The 17,548-nt window shown below is 63.0% G+C and carries 14 protein-coding genes and 1 tRNA gene; 1 reads left to right on the plus strand and 14 read right to left on the minus strand.

Annotated features, from left to right (window positions below; genetic code table 11):
* The first annotated feature begins 87 nt into the window (after nt 1–87).
* Nucleotides 88–822 carry an HAD family hydrolase gene (locus G522_RS0115985; RefSeq protein WP_051228694.1) on the plus strand — a complete coding sequence of 245 codons (735 nt, stop codon included), beginning with the start codon at nt 88–90 and terminating at the stop codon, nt 820–822.
* 190 nt (nt 823–1,012) lie between these two features.
* Here the strand turns inward: G522_RS0115985 and G522_RS29075 are convergent, their stop codons facing one another.
* The 14 genes from G522_RS29075 to G522_RS0116055 all read right to left on the minus strand — a co-directional run bounded on the left by G522_RS29075 (nt 1,013) and on the right by G522_RS0116055 (nt 17,515).
* Nucleotides 1,013–2,593 carry a helix-turn-helix domain-containing protein gene (locus G522_RS29075; protein ID WP_051228695.1) on the minus strand — a complete coding sequence of 527 codons (1,581 nt, stop codon included), beginning with the start codon at nt 2,591–2,593 and terminating at the stop codon, nt 1,013–1,015.
* Between the two features lie 394 nt (nt 2,594–2,987).
* Entirely contained in the window at nt 2,988–4,298 is a 1,311-nt protein-coding gene (locus tag G522_RS27175) for a DVU_1553 family AMP-dependent CoA ligase (RefSeq protein ID WP_051228696.1), read from the minus strand.
* Nucleotides 4,295–5,692, minus strand: a complete 1,398-nt coding sequence (trsS, locus tag G522_RS0116000; protein WP_026791916.1) for a radical SAM (seleno)protein TrsS — start codon at nt 5,690–5,692, stop codon at nt 4,295–4,297. The genes G522_RS27175 and trsS overlap by 4 nt, the downstream gene beginning before the upstream one ends.
* A 2-nt stretch (nt 5,693–5,694) precedes the next feature.
* Nucleotides 5,695–6,852 carry a DVU_1551 family NTP transferase gene (locus G522_RS27180; protein ID WP_051228697.1) on the minus strand — a complete coding sequence of 386 codons (1,158 nt, stop codon included), beginning with the start codon at nt 6,850–6,852 and terminating at the stop codon, nt 5,695–5,697.
* Nucleotides 6,849–7,304 carry a DVU_1555 family C-GCAxxG-C-C protein gene (locus G522_RS0116010; RefSeq protein WP_026791917.1) on the minus strand — a complete coding sequence of 152 codons (456 nt, stop codon included), beginning with the start codon at nt 7,302–7,304 and terminating at the stop codon, nt 6,849–6,851. Before G522_RS0116010 ends, G522_RS27180 begins: the two co-directional genes overlap by 4 nt.
* Complete coding sequence (gene trsM, locus G522_RS29080) at nt 7,301–7,981, minus strand: DVU_1556 family methyltransferase (protein ID WP_051228698.1); 681 nt, start codon at nt 7,979–7,981, stop codon at nt 7,301–7,303. The genes G522_RS0116010 and trsM overlap by 4 nt, the downstream gene beginning before the upstream one ends.
* Nucleotides 7,981–8,187 carry a DVU_1557 family redox protein gene (locus G522_RS0116020; protein WP_210162934.1) on the minus strand — a complete coding sequence of 69 codons (207 nt, stop codon included), beginning with the start codon at nt 8,185–8,187 and terminating at the stop codon, nt 7,981–7,983. The genes trsM and G522_RS0116020 overlap by 1 nt, the downstream gene beginning before the upstream one ends.
* On the minus strand, nt 8,184–10,517 hold the full coding sequence (locus G522_RS0116025) for a pyridine nucleotide-disulfide oxidoreductase/dicluster-binding protein (RefSeq protein ID WP_026791919.1): 2,334 nt from the start codon (nt 10,515–10,517) through the stop codon (nt 8,184–8,186). Before G522_RS0116025 ends, G522_RS0116020 begins: the two co-directional genes overlap by 4 nt.
* A 109-nt stretch (nt 10,518–10,626) precedes the next feature.
* Nucleotides 10,627–13,392: a molybdopterin-dependent aldehyde oxidoreductase gene (locus G522_RS0116030; RefSeq protein ID WP_026791920.1), complete on the minus strand. Its 2,766-nt coding sequence runs from the start codon at nt 13,390–13,392 to the stop codon at nt 10,627–10,629.
* A 41-nt stretch (nt 13,393–13,433) separates the two neighbouring features.
* Complete coding sequence (locus G522_RS27190; RefSeq protein WP_051228699.1) at nt 13,434–14,282, minus strand: XdhC family protein; 849 nt, start codon at nt 14,280–14,282, stop codon at nt 13,434–13,436.
* Between the two features lie 410 nt (nt 14,283–14,692).
* The gene (gene moaD, locus G522_RS0116040; protein ID WP_026791921.1) at nt 14,693–14,965 is read right to left on the minus strand and encodes a molybdopterin converting factor subunit 1; all 273 of its coding nucleotides are present in this window, start codon (nt 14,963–14,965) and stop codon (nt 14,693–14,695) included.
* Nucleotides 14,966–14,991: 26 nt separating this feature from the next.
* On the minus strand, nt 14,992–16,179 hold the full coding sequence (locus tag G522_RS0116045) for an FprA family A-type flavoprotein (protein WP_026791922.1): 1,188 nt from the start codon (nt 16,177–16,179) through the stop codon (nt 14,992–14,994).
* Between the two features lie 322 nt (nt 16,180–16,501).
* Nucleotides 16,502–17,149, minus strand: a complete 648-nt coding sequence (locus G522_RS0116050; protein WP_156886954.1) for a hypothetical protein — start codon at nt 17,147–17,149, stop codon at nt 16,502–16,504.
* 291 nt (nt 17,150–17,440) lie between these two features.
* Nucleotides 17,441–17,515 (minus strand) — tRNA-Val (locus G522_RS0116055).
* Nucleotides 17,516–17,548: the final 33 nt, after the last annotated feature.

Genomic DNA, 17,548 nt, shown 5'->3' on the forward strand with positions numbered 1-17,548 from the left:
CGTGCTTTTCTCCAGCAAAGTTGAGACTTGGGCCACCAGTTTGTCCGTCGCCCGCTCCGATCCCTGAAAGCAACGAGGACGCAACACATGCCCGCGACACTGACCAAGCCGCCCCGGCGATCGCCTTCGATACCGCATCAACGGTCCTTGGCCAACCTCAAGGCCGTTGCCCTCGACTACGACGGCACCATTGCCGAGCGCGGCCGGATGAGCGCATCCACGGAGGCGGCGCTGCAATCTTTGCGTTCCGCCGGCTTCCGGCTGATCCTGGTATCCGGCCGGCGGCTCGAAAATATCCAGCAGATCTGCGGCGCACTCGATCTGTTCGATGCGGTGATCCTGGAAAACGGCGCTACAGCCTTCTGCCCAGCGACCGGCACCGAGCAATTGATCGCACCACCCGTCGACCAACGCTTTGTCGCCGATTTGGAGCGGGAGCTTCCCGGCGAACCGTTGTTCGTCGGACGAGCGATGGTGGCGACGGCCACCGAGAATGCCGGTTGCGTGGAAGTGGTGATCGCCCTCGGCGGCTATGACCTTCATATCGTCGGCTGCGGCCGGCGGGTGTTGGTTTTGCCGAAGGGGGTCAACAAAAGCAGTGGGCTCTCTCACGCCCTCGCCAGCCTCGGACTGCGCCGGAACCAAGTGGTCGCAGTGGGCGACGAGGAAAACGACATCGAACTCTTCAGAGGCTGTGCCCTGACGGCAGCGGTCGGCAACGCCACGCCCACATTGAAATCGGCCGCCGACCTGATACTGCCGGGGGAGCATGGGCAAAGCGTGCAGTATCTTGCCGATATGCTGCTTGCCGGCGTCGCCTGAGGCGGCGGTTCCCTGAGGTTTGTTTCCGAGCATCAGCCACCCAAAACCGACAGGCGAAAGGTGCGAGTGGCTCGGCCAAGACGGTCGGTTGGCGAAGCACATGATCGTTGGGGCACGTCTTGACTTGTCTTGGGATCGGCTATCGCGCAGCAGACCGCCGCGCCATCCATGGCGGCGCGGCAGAGCCTGCTCAGCGCAGAACGCGCAGTTCCTCTTTGAGACTTTCGATGTTGGGAATGACGAAGGTGCGCGGGCTCGGCCGCTGGACATCGCCGGCCCGGATAAGCTCCGCCAATACCGTCGATACCGACTGGCGCGCCGCGCCAATGGCCATGGCAAGATCATCGCCATGCGGCGCGGCATCGATGACGACGCCCGCCGGGGTCTGGCGGCCGTCGTGCTCGGCCATTTCGCAGAGATAGCGGATCAAGCGGTAGCGCACGCTACGGAAGGCCATTTCGCCGACCATGGTGAGCGACCGGTTCAGCATCCTTTCGACGGCCGGCAGAATGCAATTTCCGAACTCCGGGTGATCGCGGATCAATCGCCGGAATACCGTGCGCGGTATCACCGCAGCCTCGCCTTCCTTGCGCACCTCCACCACCATCTCCGGCTGGAGCGGCACGGCGTCGCCCGGGCCGAGGGTGAACAGCGTGAGCTCCTTGCCCTCATGTGAGGCGAAGCAGCGATAGCGGCCCGATGCCACCACCAGGATGGCCTCTCCGGTCTCGTCCATCAGGTTGGCCCCATAGACGAGATGGCCGACCTTCATTTTGCGCAGCTTGGGGCCGCCGTCGGATTGCAATGTTTCGAGGACGACATGCGGCAGCGTATCCTTGGCAGCCGGTTCGGCAAGCGCCGGCCGTATCGGTTCCCGGTCGATCGTTCTGCCGGACTCTACGCCGCCTTGCGCCTTGCGCGGCATCTGCATACGGGCAAAGAAGGTCGATCCCTGCGCAGACTGCACCACACATTCGTCGGCGGACGCCTGGCGCGTTACGCTGGCGTGCTGCACCGAAAAGAGCTGCCGGAAATGCATGACGCCGATGGCCGACCAACTGAGACCGATCAGCTCGACCGCGGCCCGGTTGGCACCAACCAGACGATCACTGTCAAAGGCCAGCAATCCTTCATTGGGGCTACCGAGCAAGCGCGGATTTGAATGCAGATGCATCTGCTCGAAGCGTCCGTATCGCCGCTCGAACAGGCGCCGCTCGATCTCGTTCGCCGCCCGCTTGAGCAGCGGCAGCGAATAGTCGTGCGCTACCGTGACCGAGGTCGAAAGATCGATGATGCCGGCGAGAGCGCCGCATGGATCGATGATCGGCACCGCCGAGCAACTGATATCGGTATTGCCGTTGCAGAAATGCTCTGCCCCGATGACCGACAGGGCGAAGCGTTCGGACAGGGCCGTTCCGATGGCATTGGTGCCCATCGCCTGCTCCGACCAGTCGCCTCCGGCGCACAGGCCAAGCCGCTCCGCCTCATCGCTGAAGTTATTGTCGCCAAGGCGAACCAGCACCACGCCGTTGGGGTCGGTCAATACCACCACACCACCCAGCGGCTGCGTTTCGCGACACAGCGTGACGATCTCACCCCACGCGGAAACCAGCAGCTCCTCGTTGCGCTCCCTGAGTTCCTTGAGGGCGGTCTCGGTCAAGCGCGTGTCACGGCGCCTGGGTGTGCCGTTGACCAGGCCATGCATGCTGCTGCGCTCCCAGGAGCGCAGGATCGGCAGCGGCACCCCCTCGGGCACAATGCCGTCCGCCATGAACTTCGATCGAACGGCCAGCAAACCTCCCTGGTCGGGAAGGGGGCCGGAACGGGCGCGTTCATGCCGTACGGACGCGCTTCTACACGTTCCACAGGCGGCCGGGCCACCTGTCGGAATCGCACATGTGTCGGTTTCGAGCCGTTGAGGCAGGACCATTGCAGCACCCTCCAGGTGCATCCACCGCTGAAGTATCAAAGACTTCGTTCGCGTTTTTCTCGCGACGAGACCACCTCAGACGCGCCATCCAGCAGCGAGGCCGGACTTCAAGTAAAAGTGGGCTTTCCTGTCATGGATTCGATCATAAACTCTGCTGCGCTAAATCGTTATGATCCTTCAGTCTATGTTGTTTCAGTCCCTGTAACGATACAATTCTTCTTTTCTTGTCAGTCACTTATTCCTCCCCACGCATCATCGTCACCCTTCGCTTGCGGCAAAGCGAAAAAGGCGAGCCAGACGCTAACTTGACAGCAATGTTAATTTTCTCCGATTGCAATAGAGGCCCCGCGATCGGATGGCTCAGAAGCGCTGACCGAACTGCCTCGGTTGTCCACGGGTCGTCGGCGACGATGTCGATGGACAGGCGTGCGTGCCGACCCGTTCTCAGCTCGACCGAGAAGTCGATGACCCCTTCAACTGAGAAAATGGCATCATCGATCGTTTCCGCCGGTAGCCCCCCGCCTTTTCCGGAAATGATCGGCTCGTCCATTCGCCCGCCTAGTCGCAGCCGGCGGAGCACCGACCCGCAGCGACAGCGTGTTTCGATCATGCAGCCTCTGTCTCCGGTGCGATAGCGGATCAGCGGAAGGCCGCGGCGGCGCAAAGTTGTGACGACGACTTCGCCTGTCTGACCGGTTGGCAGTACCTCGCCGCTCTTCGCATCGATGACTTCGAGGTAGAGATCGGTTTCGCGGATATGCAGACCGTCGTGCGCCTCGCAGGCGAGCGCGCCGCCATATCCGGTTTCGGTCATGCCCCAGTGCTCGAACACCTCGGTGCCCCAGATGACGGCCAGCGCCGCCTTGAAACTTGGCGAAACGCTGTCGGCGCTGACCAGTGCCGTTTCGATCCGGAGGGGCGGGCCGCCATCAGTCGCCATGCGCCGCGCGGCAGCCCCCAGCGTCACCGGCATACCGGCAATCGCCACCGGCTGCAGTTCGCGCAAGGCGCCGACCATCGTATCCAGCGAACCATCGAGAGGGAGTGCCACGGGCAAGGCGCCGAACCGGCTCAGCCCTCGCATCAGCAGATCGCCGACGCTGTCGGGCCGCTGGGCGGGAAAAGCAACGGCCACCGAACTGCCCGGACGAACGATGGTCGCCATGCCATGCTCGAAATAGGCGACGATCGCCTCGATATCCGCTTCGGTGAAGAACAACCGCTTCTGCTGGCCAGACGTACCCGACGTCGGGATGGTCACGAGACGCACCGCGTCGCGCATCGGCAAGGCGATCAGCGAAGGATCGCCGCGCACGAGGTCGGCCGATGTCGTCAATGGCAACCGGGCAATGTCAGCGAGCTGGCCGAGAGTATGTGATTCCGGCCAGCCTTCCTGCGAACGATAGAAAGGGCTATGCGACCGGGCGTAAGCCATGGTCTCGTTCAGGCAGCGAAGCTGATAAGCCTCGACATCCTCGCGGATCGGCAGGTGCGCGGTACCAATCGTCCGCGCCACCCAGTCGTCGAGCGTTCCGAAACCGCTCATGTCGACGGCTCGCGGTAAAGAGACCGGCCGCCGATATCGGTCAGATTATAGGCGCAGAACGGAACGACCCGGCCGTCCGATTGCGCCACGTGGATATGGCATTGGCGCAAGCGGTCGAGATCGAGTGTCCAGGCATCCTGAAAAGCCATGCCGGACAAGGACAGGCGATGGCTCTGCTGTTCCAGAAAGGCATCGAAGGCTTCAAGACCGGCAACGGGCGCTTGCTGTTCAGGCGTTGTGGCCCACTGTCCCGCGACATAGCGCTGGGCGCGCACCACCTCCGGTGAACGCCTTGCCGTGGTGCCGCAACACCCCCCTTCGCCCACGGCCGCCTCGACCTCAGGGGAACCGCAGCAGCTGGACTGGGGCTCCGGATCGGAACGGAAGCGGCCGGCGCGATCGACGGCGAAGCGGCCACTGAAGGAGCAGAACGGATTCTCGGCCGAACCGGGACGAAAATCCTCCAGCCTGATCGCGCCGTCCGCATGATCGATGAGCGCCTCGATCACCTCCGGCAGGGTGATGCGGTCCTGATCCCTTGGAGCGCGAAGATTGCGCCCGAAATAGGAAACCGGCTGGAAATGCACCGCCCGCACCGTCGGCATTTCCGCCTTGGCGAAATCGACGATGGCTCCGATCTCACCGGTGTTGACGCCGGGAACCAGCGTCGGCACCAGCACGACGCCGACACCGGCGGCCCGCGCGCTGGCAATGGCAAGGCGCTTTTCTGCCAACAGGTTTCGGCCACGCAATTGCTTGTACACAGCGTCGCTGACACCATCGAACTGCAGGAAGACGCAGTCGAGCCCGGCGTCGACCAGCGCGGCGAGATAATCCGGCTCGCGGCCGATCCTGAGGCCGTTGGTGTTGAGCTGGACGAAATCGAAGCCCTTGGCGCGCACCAGCGCCACGATCTCCGGCAAATCGTCGCGGACCGTAGGCTCGCCGCCCGACAGTTGGATATGCACCTGCCCACTGCCGTCCCGCAACTTGTCGAGGGCGAGACCGATGTCGCCGATCGGCGTATCCACGCCGTGTCGCCCGGCCGAGGCAAAGCAGACCGGGCAAACGAGGTCGCAGCGCGACGTCACCTCGATCAGCACACAGCAGCTTTGCTGGCGGTGATCGGCACAAAGGCCGCAATCCCTTGGGCACCCCTCGGCGATGTCCGCGGCCGCGCTGACCGGCAGGGCGGTAGCGCGAGGACTGCGGGACCACATCTCGTAGCTGCGAAGCCCCCGCCATACCGGCGTCACGACGCGGCCATGCGTCGGACAGGTCTTGTCGAGATAAACCGTGTCACCGACGGCGAAGCGCTCGGCCGGAATGGTCGTGAGGCATTCCGGACAGACGCTGCGGGTGCGCCCGAAGGACAGGCGAACGGGGCCGGTCATCGTCAGCTCTCCACCGAGACGACAGGATTGCCAACCGACAGATGGCCGAGCGGACCGATCACCGCCTCGACAGCGGCGAGAACGGCGGCGACGGCCGCGCGGCGGCGTTGCGCCCCGGCCAGTGCCGCGGGATCGGCAGCGAACGCGGCAAGAGCCGGCGCAAAGCGGTCTTCCAGACTGACGCGTTGCTCACCCTTGATCAGCTTGTCGGCGAGAAACACCAGATGCCTCGCGTCGATCGGCTGCCCGGGTTCGAACGGCATGTTCATATGGGTGGCGACGATGTCAGCGACTTCGGTGAAACCATACGCCGCGACCTGCCGGGCGCCGGCCATCGCGTGATCGGGCTCGCCCTTGGCAACGTCATGCAGCAGCGCTCCGGCCCGGACAGCCTCGATATCGACCGGCATGCCCTTGGCGACCAGCCGGTCGGCAATCTCGACCGCCAGTTTCGCGACAATCGCGCAGTGACGGCGCGTCGGCTCCGGCGTGCCCACGGCATCCTGTATGGCCGCGCATTCCGCCTCGTCGGGGTGGCGGCGGTGTGGCAAGGCATCGGCAAGGCGGCGATAATCGCCAGAATAGTCCATATCGCGCAGCACGCCGCTATCGATGACGGCGATGGTCTGTGCGTGCTGTTGGTGGCGATCGAGAATGTCGCGCAGCGTTGCTTCGGGTGACGCTGCGAGGATTTCGGCAAACAGGCGTCGGCGGATCAAAGGCGGATGGCCGCACTGACCGCGAAAGGTCGGACGAAGAATGGCCGCCTCCCCCTGCCCGGCGCTTGTGGCGATCTGGGCCAGGGTGGTTGCCCGAACCAGCGGCACATCGACGGGCAGGATCATGGCGCAGTCGACCGTCTCGGGCAGCGCCGCAATGCCCGCCTTGATGCTCGACATCATGCCGTCCGCGAAACCCACGTTGACGACGGCCACCGCTCCGCGGGCCTCGACGGCCGGAACCATCCGCGCCGCCTCATTGCCGACGACAACATAGGCCGGCCCGATCGCGGCCTCGGCTATGGTTGAGATCACGTGTCCGAGCACCGTATCGTCGCCGAAGGGCAGCAGCGGTTTGAACGCCCCCATGCGCGACGACCAGCCGGCCGCCAACACGATCACGGCAATACCCGGCGGCTGGTTCTCGACCGGATCGCTCACGGTTTCTCCTCCTGTGGGACCACCGTGATATCTATGCCATGATCGGCAAGCGTTTCCTTGATCTTGCCCCAGGTCTCGATGATGAGGGCTGGGCAGCGGTCCCGCTTCAAGGACTCATCGAACTTCATGATGTCCGAACAGTTGATGCCGCCATATTGACCGGTGGCAGCGGCGGTAAACCAGCCGACGAAATCATCCAGCATGGCGCCCAGCTCGGGATGCTCGCTCTCGCCATCACCACCGCGCCCCGCATAGTAGCCGATGACGCAACAGCCGGCGGACAAGGCCCCGCAATTGAAGCCCTGCCCCATGCCCAGCGACAGGCCGGACATGGCCCGGACCAGATCCGGATCGTCGCGCCCCTGCGCTTCGAGGGCGAGGCGCATCAGGATGTGGCTGCACTTGAAGTCGTCGAGCAGCAATTCGGCAACGCGGAAGGAGTCCTCGTTCATGAGCTGGCGCTCCCTGCCGACGATATTGCCTTGGCCGACCTTATGGCGACCAACAGCCGGTAGCGCGGCCGGCCAGCCGCTTGTCCGGTGCAAGCGCGATCGCCCCACAAGGCGTCGAGCGAACCGTACCGAAAGATGAAGCGGGCAACAAAGGCGGGGAGAACGTCCGACCTGTCTTCCTCGTGAAGAATGGTGAAGCCGGCCGCTGCAATGTCGTCAACGAGCTCATCCCGCCCATCGTGACTTGGCCAATCGACATCGGCGAGCAGCAGTCGTCCGCCAAGTTTCATCACGCGGGCCCACTCGGCAAGCGCCGCCCGGCGGTCCGACATCAGTGACAGGCTGCATTCGGAGAGCACCGCGTCGACAGCGGCACTCGCGAACGGCAGATGAGCGCCGTCGCCATGGAATAGCGCTGAAACGACACGCGAGGCAGCGATCGCCAGCGCTCTCTCATCGCGGTCGACACCGATGCCGACGAAGCCATGCCGCTCGAGCCAGGAAAGGCTTTCGCCGGTTCCACAGCCGACATCGAGCACCAGGGAGCCGAGACGCAGGCGCGAGTGCTCGAACAACTCCTTGACGATCGCACCGTCGCCGGGTCGCAGCCGCTCACCGGCGGCATCCTCGACGCAACCACAGCCGAACAAGCCAGGAAGAGCGAGGGAATCCGCCATCACTTATCCTCCAGGGCCTGCTCGACCTTGAGCATCCGGCCGTATGCAAGCTCCTCGGAGATGTAGACGAAGCCGCATGACGGACAGCAGGGCAACTCGACCGGGAAGGTCTGGCCAAGATAGCTCGCCTCGACCTTGCGCATTTCCAAGGGTTTGTCACAGCGCGCACAGATGAGATCGGGAACACCGCCGGACATGTCGGTCATGGCTTCACCTCGACCTGCATGCGATGGCCGTAGGCCCGATGAATGACGAAGCCCGCTTCCGTCGGCTCATACTCTACCCAGGTGGTGACCGTGCCGATGCGGCCGGAGGTGGTCAAATGGCCGCTCGCCCGGTCCTTCAGAACGCGCCCTGTTCGCTGCGCCTCGGCAATGATGTCGGCGATATCGTCGACCAGCAGCAGCTTGCGTTCGATGTCGGCCCGGACGGCGTCGGCAATGATCAGGGGAACGGATGGGACCGGATCGCTCATGCTTTCTCCCCAGAGGTCTCGCCGCATACGTCGGCTCAGCCGCAACCGGTTGTCGCGACGCCCGGAAAAGCCGGGATCGGGGCGCGCCGCCGGATCGTCGTCACAGGGAAAGATCAGGTCAATGAGATGAAGGGCGCGCTTGCCACGCCGGGCGAAGTTGTCGCGGCACATGGCGCAATAGGCAAGATAATCAGCATCGCTCTCTTCGATCCGCCGGTCGACGAAGGCGTTGCCGACCTCCGGGTTGGCGAAGGACACAAGGCCACCGTAGCCACAGCAGGTGGTCTTCTCGGCGCCTGTCAGTTCGCGGACGTCCGCCCCCATCGACGCGGCGATCGACCGCACGGCGGCCTGAACCTCATGGGCGTGCCGGCTGGTGCAAGGATCGTGAATGGCGAGCGGCCCGACGACAGGCCTCGGCGTGGCGACATCCGGTAGGCCGATGGCGACAAGCTCGGTCCACAGCGAAGAAACCGGTATGGCCGGCAGAAATTCGCCGATCTCCTTGAGACAGGTCGAACAGGCGGTGACGATGCGCGGCCGCCCCTGCTCTTCCCATGTGATCTGAAGGCGATCGAGCACCTCCTCATGCAGCGCCTTGCGGCCCGACCAATGGGCCGGCGCGCCACAGCAGTCGAGCATGAAACCGACGCCGCCGGGGATGCGATCACAGAGGTGGCGATAGACCGCTTCCACCTGGCGCGGCGCCGAGGCCGGTAGCTGACAGCCAGGGAAGAACAAGACGGCGCTTCGATCGTAGCCCGGCTGATGACGAACGAAGGCGACCTCGTCCGAACGGCTGAAGGCCATGTCGCGCAAGGCGAAGTCGTGATGGGAGGCCGGCATATGGCCGCGTTCGACCATACTCTGGCGAGCGTCGAGGCAGACATCGCCCATGGCGAGATCGTTGGGGCAGAGCGTCTCGCAGAGGCCGCACAGGGCACAACTGTCGATCATCCGGTTGGACTTGCGATTGCCCATGATGATCGAGTCGTTGTTGTAGATCTCACGCACCGCCCGTTTGGGATAGGTCTTGTAATGGGCGAGATAAGCGCAGGCCTTGACGCACTCGAGGCAATGGCAGGGGAAGCAGCGCGCCGCTTCGCTCATCGCTTCCGCGCGGCAGTAGCCGGCGATGGGATCGGATGGCTCAACCGGCGGCACAACGGCGTGGCTCGCCGTATTGACATAAAGACAAGTGCCGGTGGCGTTATCATCGGCGCGGCTCGCCGTCAGTGAGGCACCCTGCAGGAAGCGATCGATGGAAACCGCCGCTCGCCGGCCGTCCCGAACCGAGAAGATGGCCGAATAGGTTTCGTCGTCTCCGGTATGAAGACTGCTGCCGAACACCGCCGGGCGTGACGTCGCCAGCGTTAGCGGATCGAGATCGAGACGCCCGGCGGATGTCTGGCGCAATGTCCCCGCGAATTGGATGGCCGGACCGGGGCCGATGGCCAGGAGAACGGCATCATGTGCTGCAACGAGCTCGTCGAGCATGAATAGGCCGTCGCCCCCCGTCACCCTTTGCCGACAGCGAATATCGATACCGAGCGAAGTGAGCGCCCCGAGATCCGCCTCGATTGCCGACGGCGGCAAGACGGACGGGTGGATGTCATGGCGGAGGCGTTCGAGCGGGCGAGCTTCGGCTTCGAAAATCGTGACGGCATGGCCCTTCATGGCAAGGTCGGCAGCTGCCGTAAGCCCAGCCAGACCGGCACCGACGATGGCGACCGACTTGGGTTTGCGCGACCGCTGGGCCACGCGACGGATTGTGGGATAGGCTTCTTCGACAAGAGCGCGCTCGAGCGCGCCCAGTTTGACGGCACCGCCGGCCTCGGCCCGACGACAGGCACCCTCGCAAGGGTGCTCGCAAATGTGGGCGATGATCGCCGGAAAAGGCACGATGCGCGCATAAAGGGCGATGGCCCCGGCGAAATCACCGGCGGCCATCTTCTCGGCCATAGCGCGCGCATCGACACGCAGCGGACAGGCAGCGGCGCATGCCGGCGGCTGCTCTTCGATGCAGAGCGCTTCCCATGCCTTGACCTGATCGCCATCCATGATGGTCTCGATGCGCGGTTGGTGAACCGAATGGGGTACGGGCGGCCCGGGAGAGGACGGGCCGCCCGCATTGCGGGGAGCGGGCGGGATGCTCCCCGACTGTCAGAACTCAGTTGTGCTGAAGTTCAGACTTCGCTGTCGGCTTGCCGGCCTTGGCCTCGAGCCCCATCCTGATCACCTCCGGCAGGGCGGGAACGCGGAACACGCGCACGCCGCAGGCGTTGTTGATGGCGTTGAGGATGGCCGGGTGCGGCGCGGTGAGCGGTGCCTCGCCGACGCCTGCGGCTCCGAACGGCCCGAGGTCGCGCGGCGTTTCGAGATAGAGGATCTCGATGTCGTCGGGCACATCCTTGGGATACGGGATGCCGCAGTCCTTGAGGTTGGTGTGCAGTTCCAGGTCCTCGAAGTCCTCGGTCAGGGCAAGACCGATGCCCTGGGCGAGACCGCCGTAGATCTGGCCATCCACCGTCGCCTTGTTGATGATGGTGCCGACGTCGACCGACGTGGTGAACTTGACCACCTTGGTCTCACCCGTTTCGAGATCGACTTCCACTTCCGGCAGGAACACCTCGTACATGTAGATCGGGAACGGGTTGCCCTGCGCGGTATCGGGCGAGCAGTCGGTGCAGGCCGCCGCCACCCACTTGCCGTCGTAGGACAGCGGGATATTCTCGGCCACCATCTCCTTGTAGGTGCGGAAGCTGCCGTCCGGCTTCTTCATGGCGTTCAGCATCATCTCTGCCGAAACGCGGATGGCGTTGCCGCAGAAGACGTTGGAGCGGCTGCCGCCAGCCGGACCGCCGTTCGGGCCGAAGGTGTCGGCCATCACTAGGCCGATCTGCTCCGGCTTGACACCGGTCGCGCGCAGCACCTCATGCGCCATGGTCTGGGCCGAGAGATCGGCGCCCTGGCCGTGGTCTTCCCACCCGGAATGGACGATGAAGCCGGTCGGCGTCATCTCCACGCGGGCTTCCGAGCTGTCGGGCCCGTCGAGACCGCAGCCGTAGATGCCGAGAGCCACGCCAACGCCGCGCTTCTTGTCGGTATTGGCCTTGTTGAACTCGGCGCAGCGCTTCTTGGCTTCCTGATACTTCGGCCGGATCATGTCGAACAGCTTCGGCAGCACCAGCACTTCCGGCTTCTGGCCGGTCGGAGTCGTCGAGTTCTCGTTGTAGAGATTCTTGTAGCGGAACTCGAAGGGATCCTCGCCCATCTTCTCGGCCAGCATGTCGATGGCGATTTCAGAGGCGAGGAAGGACTGCGGCGAGCCGTAGGCGCGGAAGGCCGAGCCCCAGGCATGGTTGGTCGCAACCGTGCGGCCCTTGCCGCGGATGTTTTCGAGATGGTAGCCGGCACCGGTGAACTGGGCCTGGCGCAACGTCACCAGATCGCCGAATTCCGAATAGGGGCCGTGATCCAGCCACCAGTCGGTTTCCATGGCGGTGAGCTTGCCGTTCTTGTCGCAGGCCAGGCGGATGTTGATGTTGGCCGGGCTGCGCTTACCGGTATAGGTGATGTTCTGGTACTGGTCGTAGACCAGCGACACCGGCTTCTTGGTGACCAGCGCGGCGACGCCGAGCAGGGCTTCCATGGTGGGCGAGAACTTGTAGCCGAAGGTGCCACCGGTCGGGTTCTGGATCAGCCTGAGCTTCTCGGGAGGAATGCCGAGGCCCGGGCAGATCATGGCGTGATGCAGATGCACGCCGATCGACTTGGACAGGATCGTCAATACGCCGTCGTCATCGACGAAGGCTTCGCCGCAGTCGGGCTCCAGATGCAAATGCGGCTGGCGCGAGCAGTAGGTGGTGATGTCGACCATCGCAGCGGCGCTGGACATCAGCGGCTTGGTGTCGCCACCCTTGACGACGCCCTGCTCGTAATAGGCATTGGGAACGCCGGGGTGGATTTCCATGGCGTCGGGCGCCAGAGCCGCGAAACCGGACATGTAGGCCGGCAGAACTTCGAGCTCGACCTTGACCTTCTTGGCGGCGGCGCGGGCATGTTCCTCGGTGTCGGCGGCGACGATGGCGATGGCATCGCCGAACTGGAAGATCTTCTCCTTGCAGAGGATCGGGCGATCCCAACCGTCACCCTTGTTGGTCGGGAAGGTGATGAGGCCGGTGATGGCGTTCTTGCCGCCCACGTCCTTCCAGGTGATGATCCGCTCGACGCCGAGCATCTTCTCGGCTTCCGCCGTGTCGATGTTCTTGATGAGGGCGTGGCTGACTTCGGCCTGCACCAGGGCAAGGCGCAGCGTGCCGGACGGCATCTTCAGCGCGACGTCGGCGCCGAAGTCCCAGGTACCCGTGACCTTGGCGACAGCCGACGGACGAATGTATTCGGTGCCGAGGATGGAGCCGTCTTCCTTGGCCTTCGGCAGGACGTCGTAGATGGTCTTCTCGCCGCGCATGATGGCGGCGGCATCCATCACCGAGTCGATCAGCGGCTTGTAGCCGGTGCAGCGGCAGAGGTTGCGGTTGCGGTGGAACCAGGCGCGGACTTCCTCGCGGGTCGGGTTGAGGTTCTTGTCCAAGAGCGCCTTGGCCGACATGATGAAGCCGGGCGAGCAGACGCCGCACTGGGCACTGCCGTGGGCCATCCAGGCGATCTGCAGCGGATGCAGGTTTTCAGGCGTACCGATGCCTTCGATGGTGACGACTTTCGAGCCGGCCGTCAGCTTTTCCATCGGCGTCACGCAGGCGCGGATGGGCTTGCCATCGATCAGCACCGTGCACGAGCCGCACTGACCGTCGGCGCAGCAAACCTTGCAACCGGTCAGCATCATCTGCTCGCGCAGCACGTCGGCGAGCGAGCGTTTGGGGTCGGCAACCACCCAGCGCTCCACGCCGTTCACATTGAGGGAAATGCGTTTCATATCTTCCTCCTAGGTTGATCCATCCGTCGCAGCATCCCCAATCAGCTGGCGGCAGAGAGAGAGGCTCCCTCTTCGGCCGCCCCACACCAGTCCATGGTCCGTGTCAGTGGACACGCCTTATCGACACCTCGGATGTGGGCGATCATTTCGGCGGTCACGGAGACCGCGATTTCCTCGGGCCCTTCGGCCCCAATTTCGAGACCAACCGGCGCGCGGACGCGCTGGAACGCTTCCGGAGCGAAGCCGGCGGCAACGAGATTCTTGTAGACGGTGAGCACCTTGCGCTTCGAACCGATCATGCCGATGTAGCCGGCCGGCGTGCCGAGCGCCCAGGCGAGCGCCTCCTGATCGAGGGCGTGGCCGCGCATGGCGATGAACACCAGCGACGAGGCGTTGGGCGTGAGATGTGGAGTTGTCTCGGCGAGCGGTCCGGCGTGGGTGCCGGCGGCCGCAGGGAAGCGCTCGGCATTGGCGAACTCGGCGCGGTCATCGACGACCACCGTCTCAAGGCCCAGCGTCCGGCAGATCGTCTCGGTCATCAGGCCGACGTGACCGCCGCCGAAAATATAGACGGTGCGGTTGGGCATGATCGCCTCGATATAGAACTGAAGATTGCCGCCGCAGATCATGCCGAGATCGAGCGTCGGGTTCTTGTGCAGGTCGATGGTCAGCATCTGCGACAGGCCACTTTCGATGACCTCGCGGGCGACCATGATCGCCCTGCCCTCGGCAGCGCCGCCGCCGACCGTGCCGGCAATCGTGCCGTCGGCCCGGACCAGCATTTTGGCCGCGGTCGCCGATGGCGTAGAACCGGATTGAGTGACGATGGAAACCAGCGCCGCACGGCGACCGGCATCGCGTTCCCGGATGAGTTCCTTGTAGATGTCCATGTCGTCCTCCGGCGGCTCGCGAGACGCGATACTTCCGGACGGTCAGCCCTCTTCGGCTTCTCTCTGCCGCCCCCCATTCTCCTCCGGGGGACGCAGCGTCGAGCGGCGACCTGTCCATGTTGGTCAGCGTCAGCCTTCGCGAGGGGGAAATCTGTCCGGTACAGGACTCGCCGGGCAGAAATCGGTGTCGCCTGTGTGACGGGTTTGGACAGGTGGAATGGGAACCTAGGCGGGATTGGCAGAAAACCGCCATTTGTGGGCGCTCCACCCCGCGCCGGGCGACGCATGCGTATGACCACTCATAGAGGGATGCCGCGTAGCCCTTGCCGACCAATGAGGGCGGCAACAAGCTCGCCTCGCCTGGCGTAGCCGTGACAATGAACGATGAAATTGCGAAGTGATGAAGCGGGTCAGCCGCCGGTCATCGGCGGAAACAGGGCAATTTCCCGCGCCGGGCCGAGTGGCTCGTCTTGCTCGATATGCAACTGATCGACGGCGACGCGGATGGTCGATGGCGATTCCAGCGCATAGGCATAATTGTCGCCGCGCCCGGACAGCCAGGCGATCAGGTCGCCGGCTGTACGGACGTGGCCGGGCAGGTTCAGATGCTCGTCGGAAAGACCGATGCGCTCGCGCACCCAGGCAAAATAGATGACGCGGACCTCACGGCTCTGCGGTTCCATCGGTCCCTCCCAACGTCGTGCGGCGCTCAGGCCGGAACCAAGGTGCCGGCGTGCGCCGCGGCGATATCGTCGGCGAGGCGGTCGAGCTCGGCGAACGCCGCCTCACGTGGCAGGCCCTTGACCATCACCGGCTCGAAGAAGGTGGCGCTCAGCTTCGGCAGCATCGACTGGATGATTTCCGGCAGATTGCCCTCCCAGCCGAACGAACCGATCACCGCCGCATACTTGGCCTTGAGGCCGAGCACGTTGGCGAGAAGGGCCGCGTAGGCGACGCTCGGGTGCGGCCCCGACAAGACTGTCGGCGAGGCGAATACCACGGTCGATGCTTCGACGAGGCTCATGGCGAACTCGCCGGTGTCGAGATCGACGACGTTGATCGGCTTGACGCCGATGCCGCGCTCGACGAGCCGGTCGGTGAGATAGCTGACCATCAGCGCCGTGCTTTCATACATCGACACGTAGGGGATGACGACGAAGGGCTTGGGCGCGTCGGACGTCCAGCTCCGATAGAGATCGAGAATGAAGGACGGTCGCGCGTAGACGGGGCCGTGGCTGGGGGCGATGAAGGCGAGATCGAGCGCACCGACCTTGTCGACAGCCTCCTTCGAGAAGCTCCGGTAGGGCATCATGATCTCGGCGTAATACCGCTTGGCCGCCGTCTCGACCCGCGCCTCGTCATCGGCGTAGAGGTCGGTGGTGGCGAGATGGGCGCCCAGAAAATCGCAGGTGAAGGCGACGCGCGCTTCCGGCACGTAGGTGACCATGGTGTCGGGCCAATGGACCCAGGGCGTCATCAGGAATTGCAGCGTCTTGTCGCCCAGTGACAGGCTGTGACCGTCACCGACGGTGATGAACGCGTCGCGGTCCACCGGCAGCGTATCCATGATGAAGCGCTTGCACTTGGCATTGGTCACCACCTTGGCCTCGGGAAACAGCTCGAGGACAGCCGGGATGGAGCCCGAGTGATCCTGCTCGGCGTGGTTGGCGACGATGTAGTCGATCCGCTCGATGCCCGACTTCTTGATGGCGGCGACGAACTCGGCCGTCTTGCGCGGATAGATGGTGTCGATCAGCGCCGTCTTCTCGCTACCCTTGACCAGATAGGCATTGTAGGTGGTGCCCTCCGGCAGCGGCACCAGCTCGTCGAACAGTTCACGATCCCAATCGATCGCCCGATACGAGACAATGCCGTCGGTTACCGTTTGCGGGATCATGTCCAAGACCTTTCAATGAGCGGCATGACTGGGGCGGTGAAGCGCATGACCGGACGCGGCGCCCATCGGCCGCCATCCTGCTGTCCGCCACACCTACATCCTGCCGAATGTCAGCGAACTTCACTTAAGACCATCGCTCGGGAATGAAATCGGGTCTGTCACGTAGAGGACAGGGATCAAAAATGATCTCTCTGTCAGACGACAAGCAGCATCCCGCTGCATTTGGTCGAGTCGACCAATCCCGGCCAAACCGCTAAGGAATGCTGTTGCCGCGTGTTGCGGCTTGCGGATGCAACGCCCTGAGTATGTTTCCAAGTCCAACTTAGTAATTCAGCTCCTCTCTGACGCACGCCTGATATTCAAGCTTGGAATCAAAATGCGATATGCACTTGTTTCTGATGGCGACTGCCGTCATTTCGGTGGCGTCATAATACCCATCCATACTGTCTTCTACATACACAAGATTTTTTTCCAGAAATTTTTTGTACGGAATATTAAATCCTGTCAAAAATGACATAGACTCCCGCACACACTTTTTTACTTCGGCCATATTTCCTGTCTTTACAATGATCTGCGCATTAACGTTGTGACGAATATATTCATCTGTCGATGACTCAAGATAGCACGATGCGTCATCCCGCAGCATGGAGAACATTTTAGGAAAAAGAATTTCTATCTTTCCTGCCTTCGCATCGTTCATAACGTTATCGCCGATTACTATGCGTATTTGACTTGAGGCCAGCTTGTCTTTGAAATTGAAGAAATAACCGTAAAATCGGGTCAGCTTTAAAACATACTCAACTTCCAAGGCATATTTATCTGCATCGCTAGTAGCCACATTTATAAAAATCGAATCCATAGGGTCGAATGACTTGTCACTCGTCTCCGACAATATGTAGTTCAGTATGTTCTGATGATCCAGGGCTCCGGATAACGCAGTTTCGGCGCACGCTGGCGTAGAGCCAGTCACAGCGATCACTAGGAGAGATAATAGTACGGAACAGAACCGTCTCACGGAGAAACATCTGGGTCTTTTATAGTTCACGGCGACCGCCCCCCACACAACGCTCGTTCCGAAGCGCCGTCTTCTCGAACATCGATCAATATTCTACACAACCAGCGCGAGGAAGGCCTTCATCTCGATACCCAGAGCAACGCCAGTAGTCACTATTGTTAAGTGGCGGCAGGCGAAGACACTGCGTCCATGGCTACGTCCTGAAAAACAAAGGCCCCGCTGTTGCCAGCAGGGCCTTTTGTTGGATGGTGGTCGCTGTAGGGATTGAACCTACGACCCCCGCAGTGTGAATGCGATGCTCTCCCGCTGAGCTAAGCGACCTTGAACCAACCTACTACAGGGTACGATCACGTT

The organism is Pleomorphomonas oryzae DSM 16300 (assembly GCF_000422965.1).
Classification (GTDB): Bacteria; Pseudomonadota; Alphaproteobacteria; order Rhizobiales; family Pleomorphomonadaceae; genus Pleomorphomonas; species Pleomorphomonas oryzae.

Excerpts from the sequence above, each read along its gene's own strand:
- G522_RS0115985 (WP_051228694.1), top strand. The coding sequence starts at position 88 with ATGCCCGCGACACTGACCAAGCCGCCCCGGCGATCGCCTTCGATACCG.
- G522_RS29075 (WP_051228695.1), bottom strand. The coding sequence starts at position 2,593 with ATGGCGGACGGCATTGTGCCCGAGGGGGTGCCGCTGCCGATCCTGCGC.
- G522_RS27175 (WP_051228696.1), bottom strand. The coding sequence starts at position 4,298 with ATGAGCGGTTTCGGAACGCTCGACGACTGGGTGGCGCGGACGATTGGT.
- trsS (WP_026791916.1), bottom strand. The coding sequence starts at position 5,692 with ATGACCGGCCCCGTTCGCCTGTCCTTCGGGCGCACCCGCAGCGTCTGT.
- G522_RS0116010 (WP_026791917.1), bottom strand. The coding sequence starts at position 7,304 with ATGAACGAGGACTCCTTCCGCGTTGCCGAATTGCTGCTCGACGACTTC.
- trsM (WP_051228698.1), bottom strand. The coding sequence starts at position 7,981 with ATGGCGGATTCCCTCGCTCTTCCTGGCTTGTTCGGCTGTGGTTGCGTC.
- G522_RS0116020 (WP_210162934.1), bottom strand. The coding sequence starts at position 8,187 with ATGACCGACATGTCCGGCGGTGTTCCCGATCTCATCTGTGCGCGCTGT.
- G522_RS0116025 (WP_026791919.1), bottom strand. The coding sequence starts at position 10,517 with ATGGATGGCGATCAGGTCAAGGCATGGGAAGCGCTCTGCATCGAAGAG.
- G522_RS0116030 (WP_026791920.1), bottom strand. The coding sequence starts at position 13,392 with ATGAAACGCATTTCCCTCAATGTGAACGGCGTGGAGCGCTGGGTGGTT.
- G522_RS27190 (WP_051228699.1), bottom strand. The coding sequence starts at position 14,282 with ATGGACATCTACAAGGAACTCATCCGGGAACGCGATGCCGGTCGCCGT.
- moaD (WP_026791921.1), bottom strand. The coding sequence starts at position 14,965 with ATGGAACCGCAGAGCCGTGAGGTCCGCGTCATCTATTTTGCCTGGGTG.
- G522_RS0116045 (WP_026791922.1), bottom strand. The coding sequence starts at position 16,179 with ATGATCCCGCAAACGGTAACCGACGGCATTGTCTCGTATCGGGCGATC.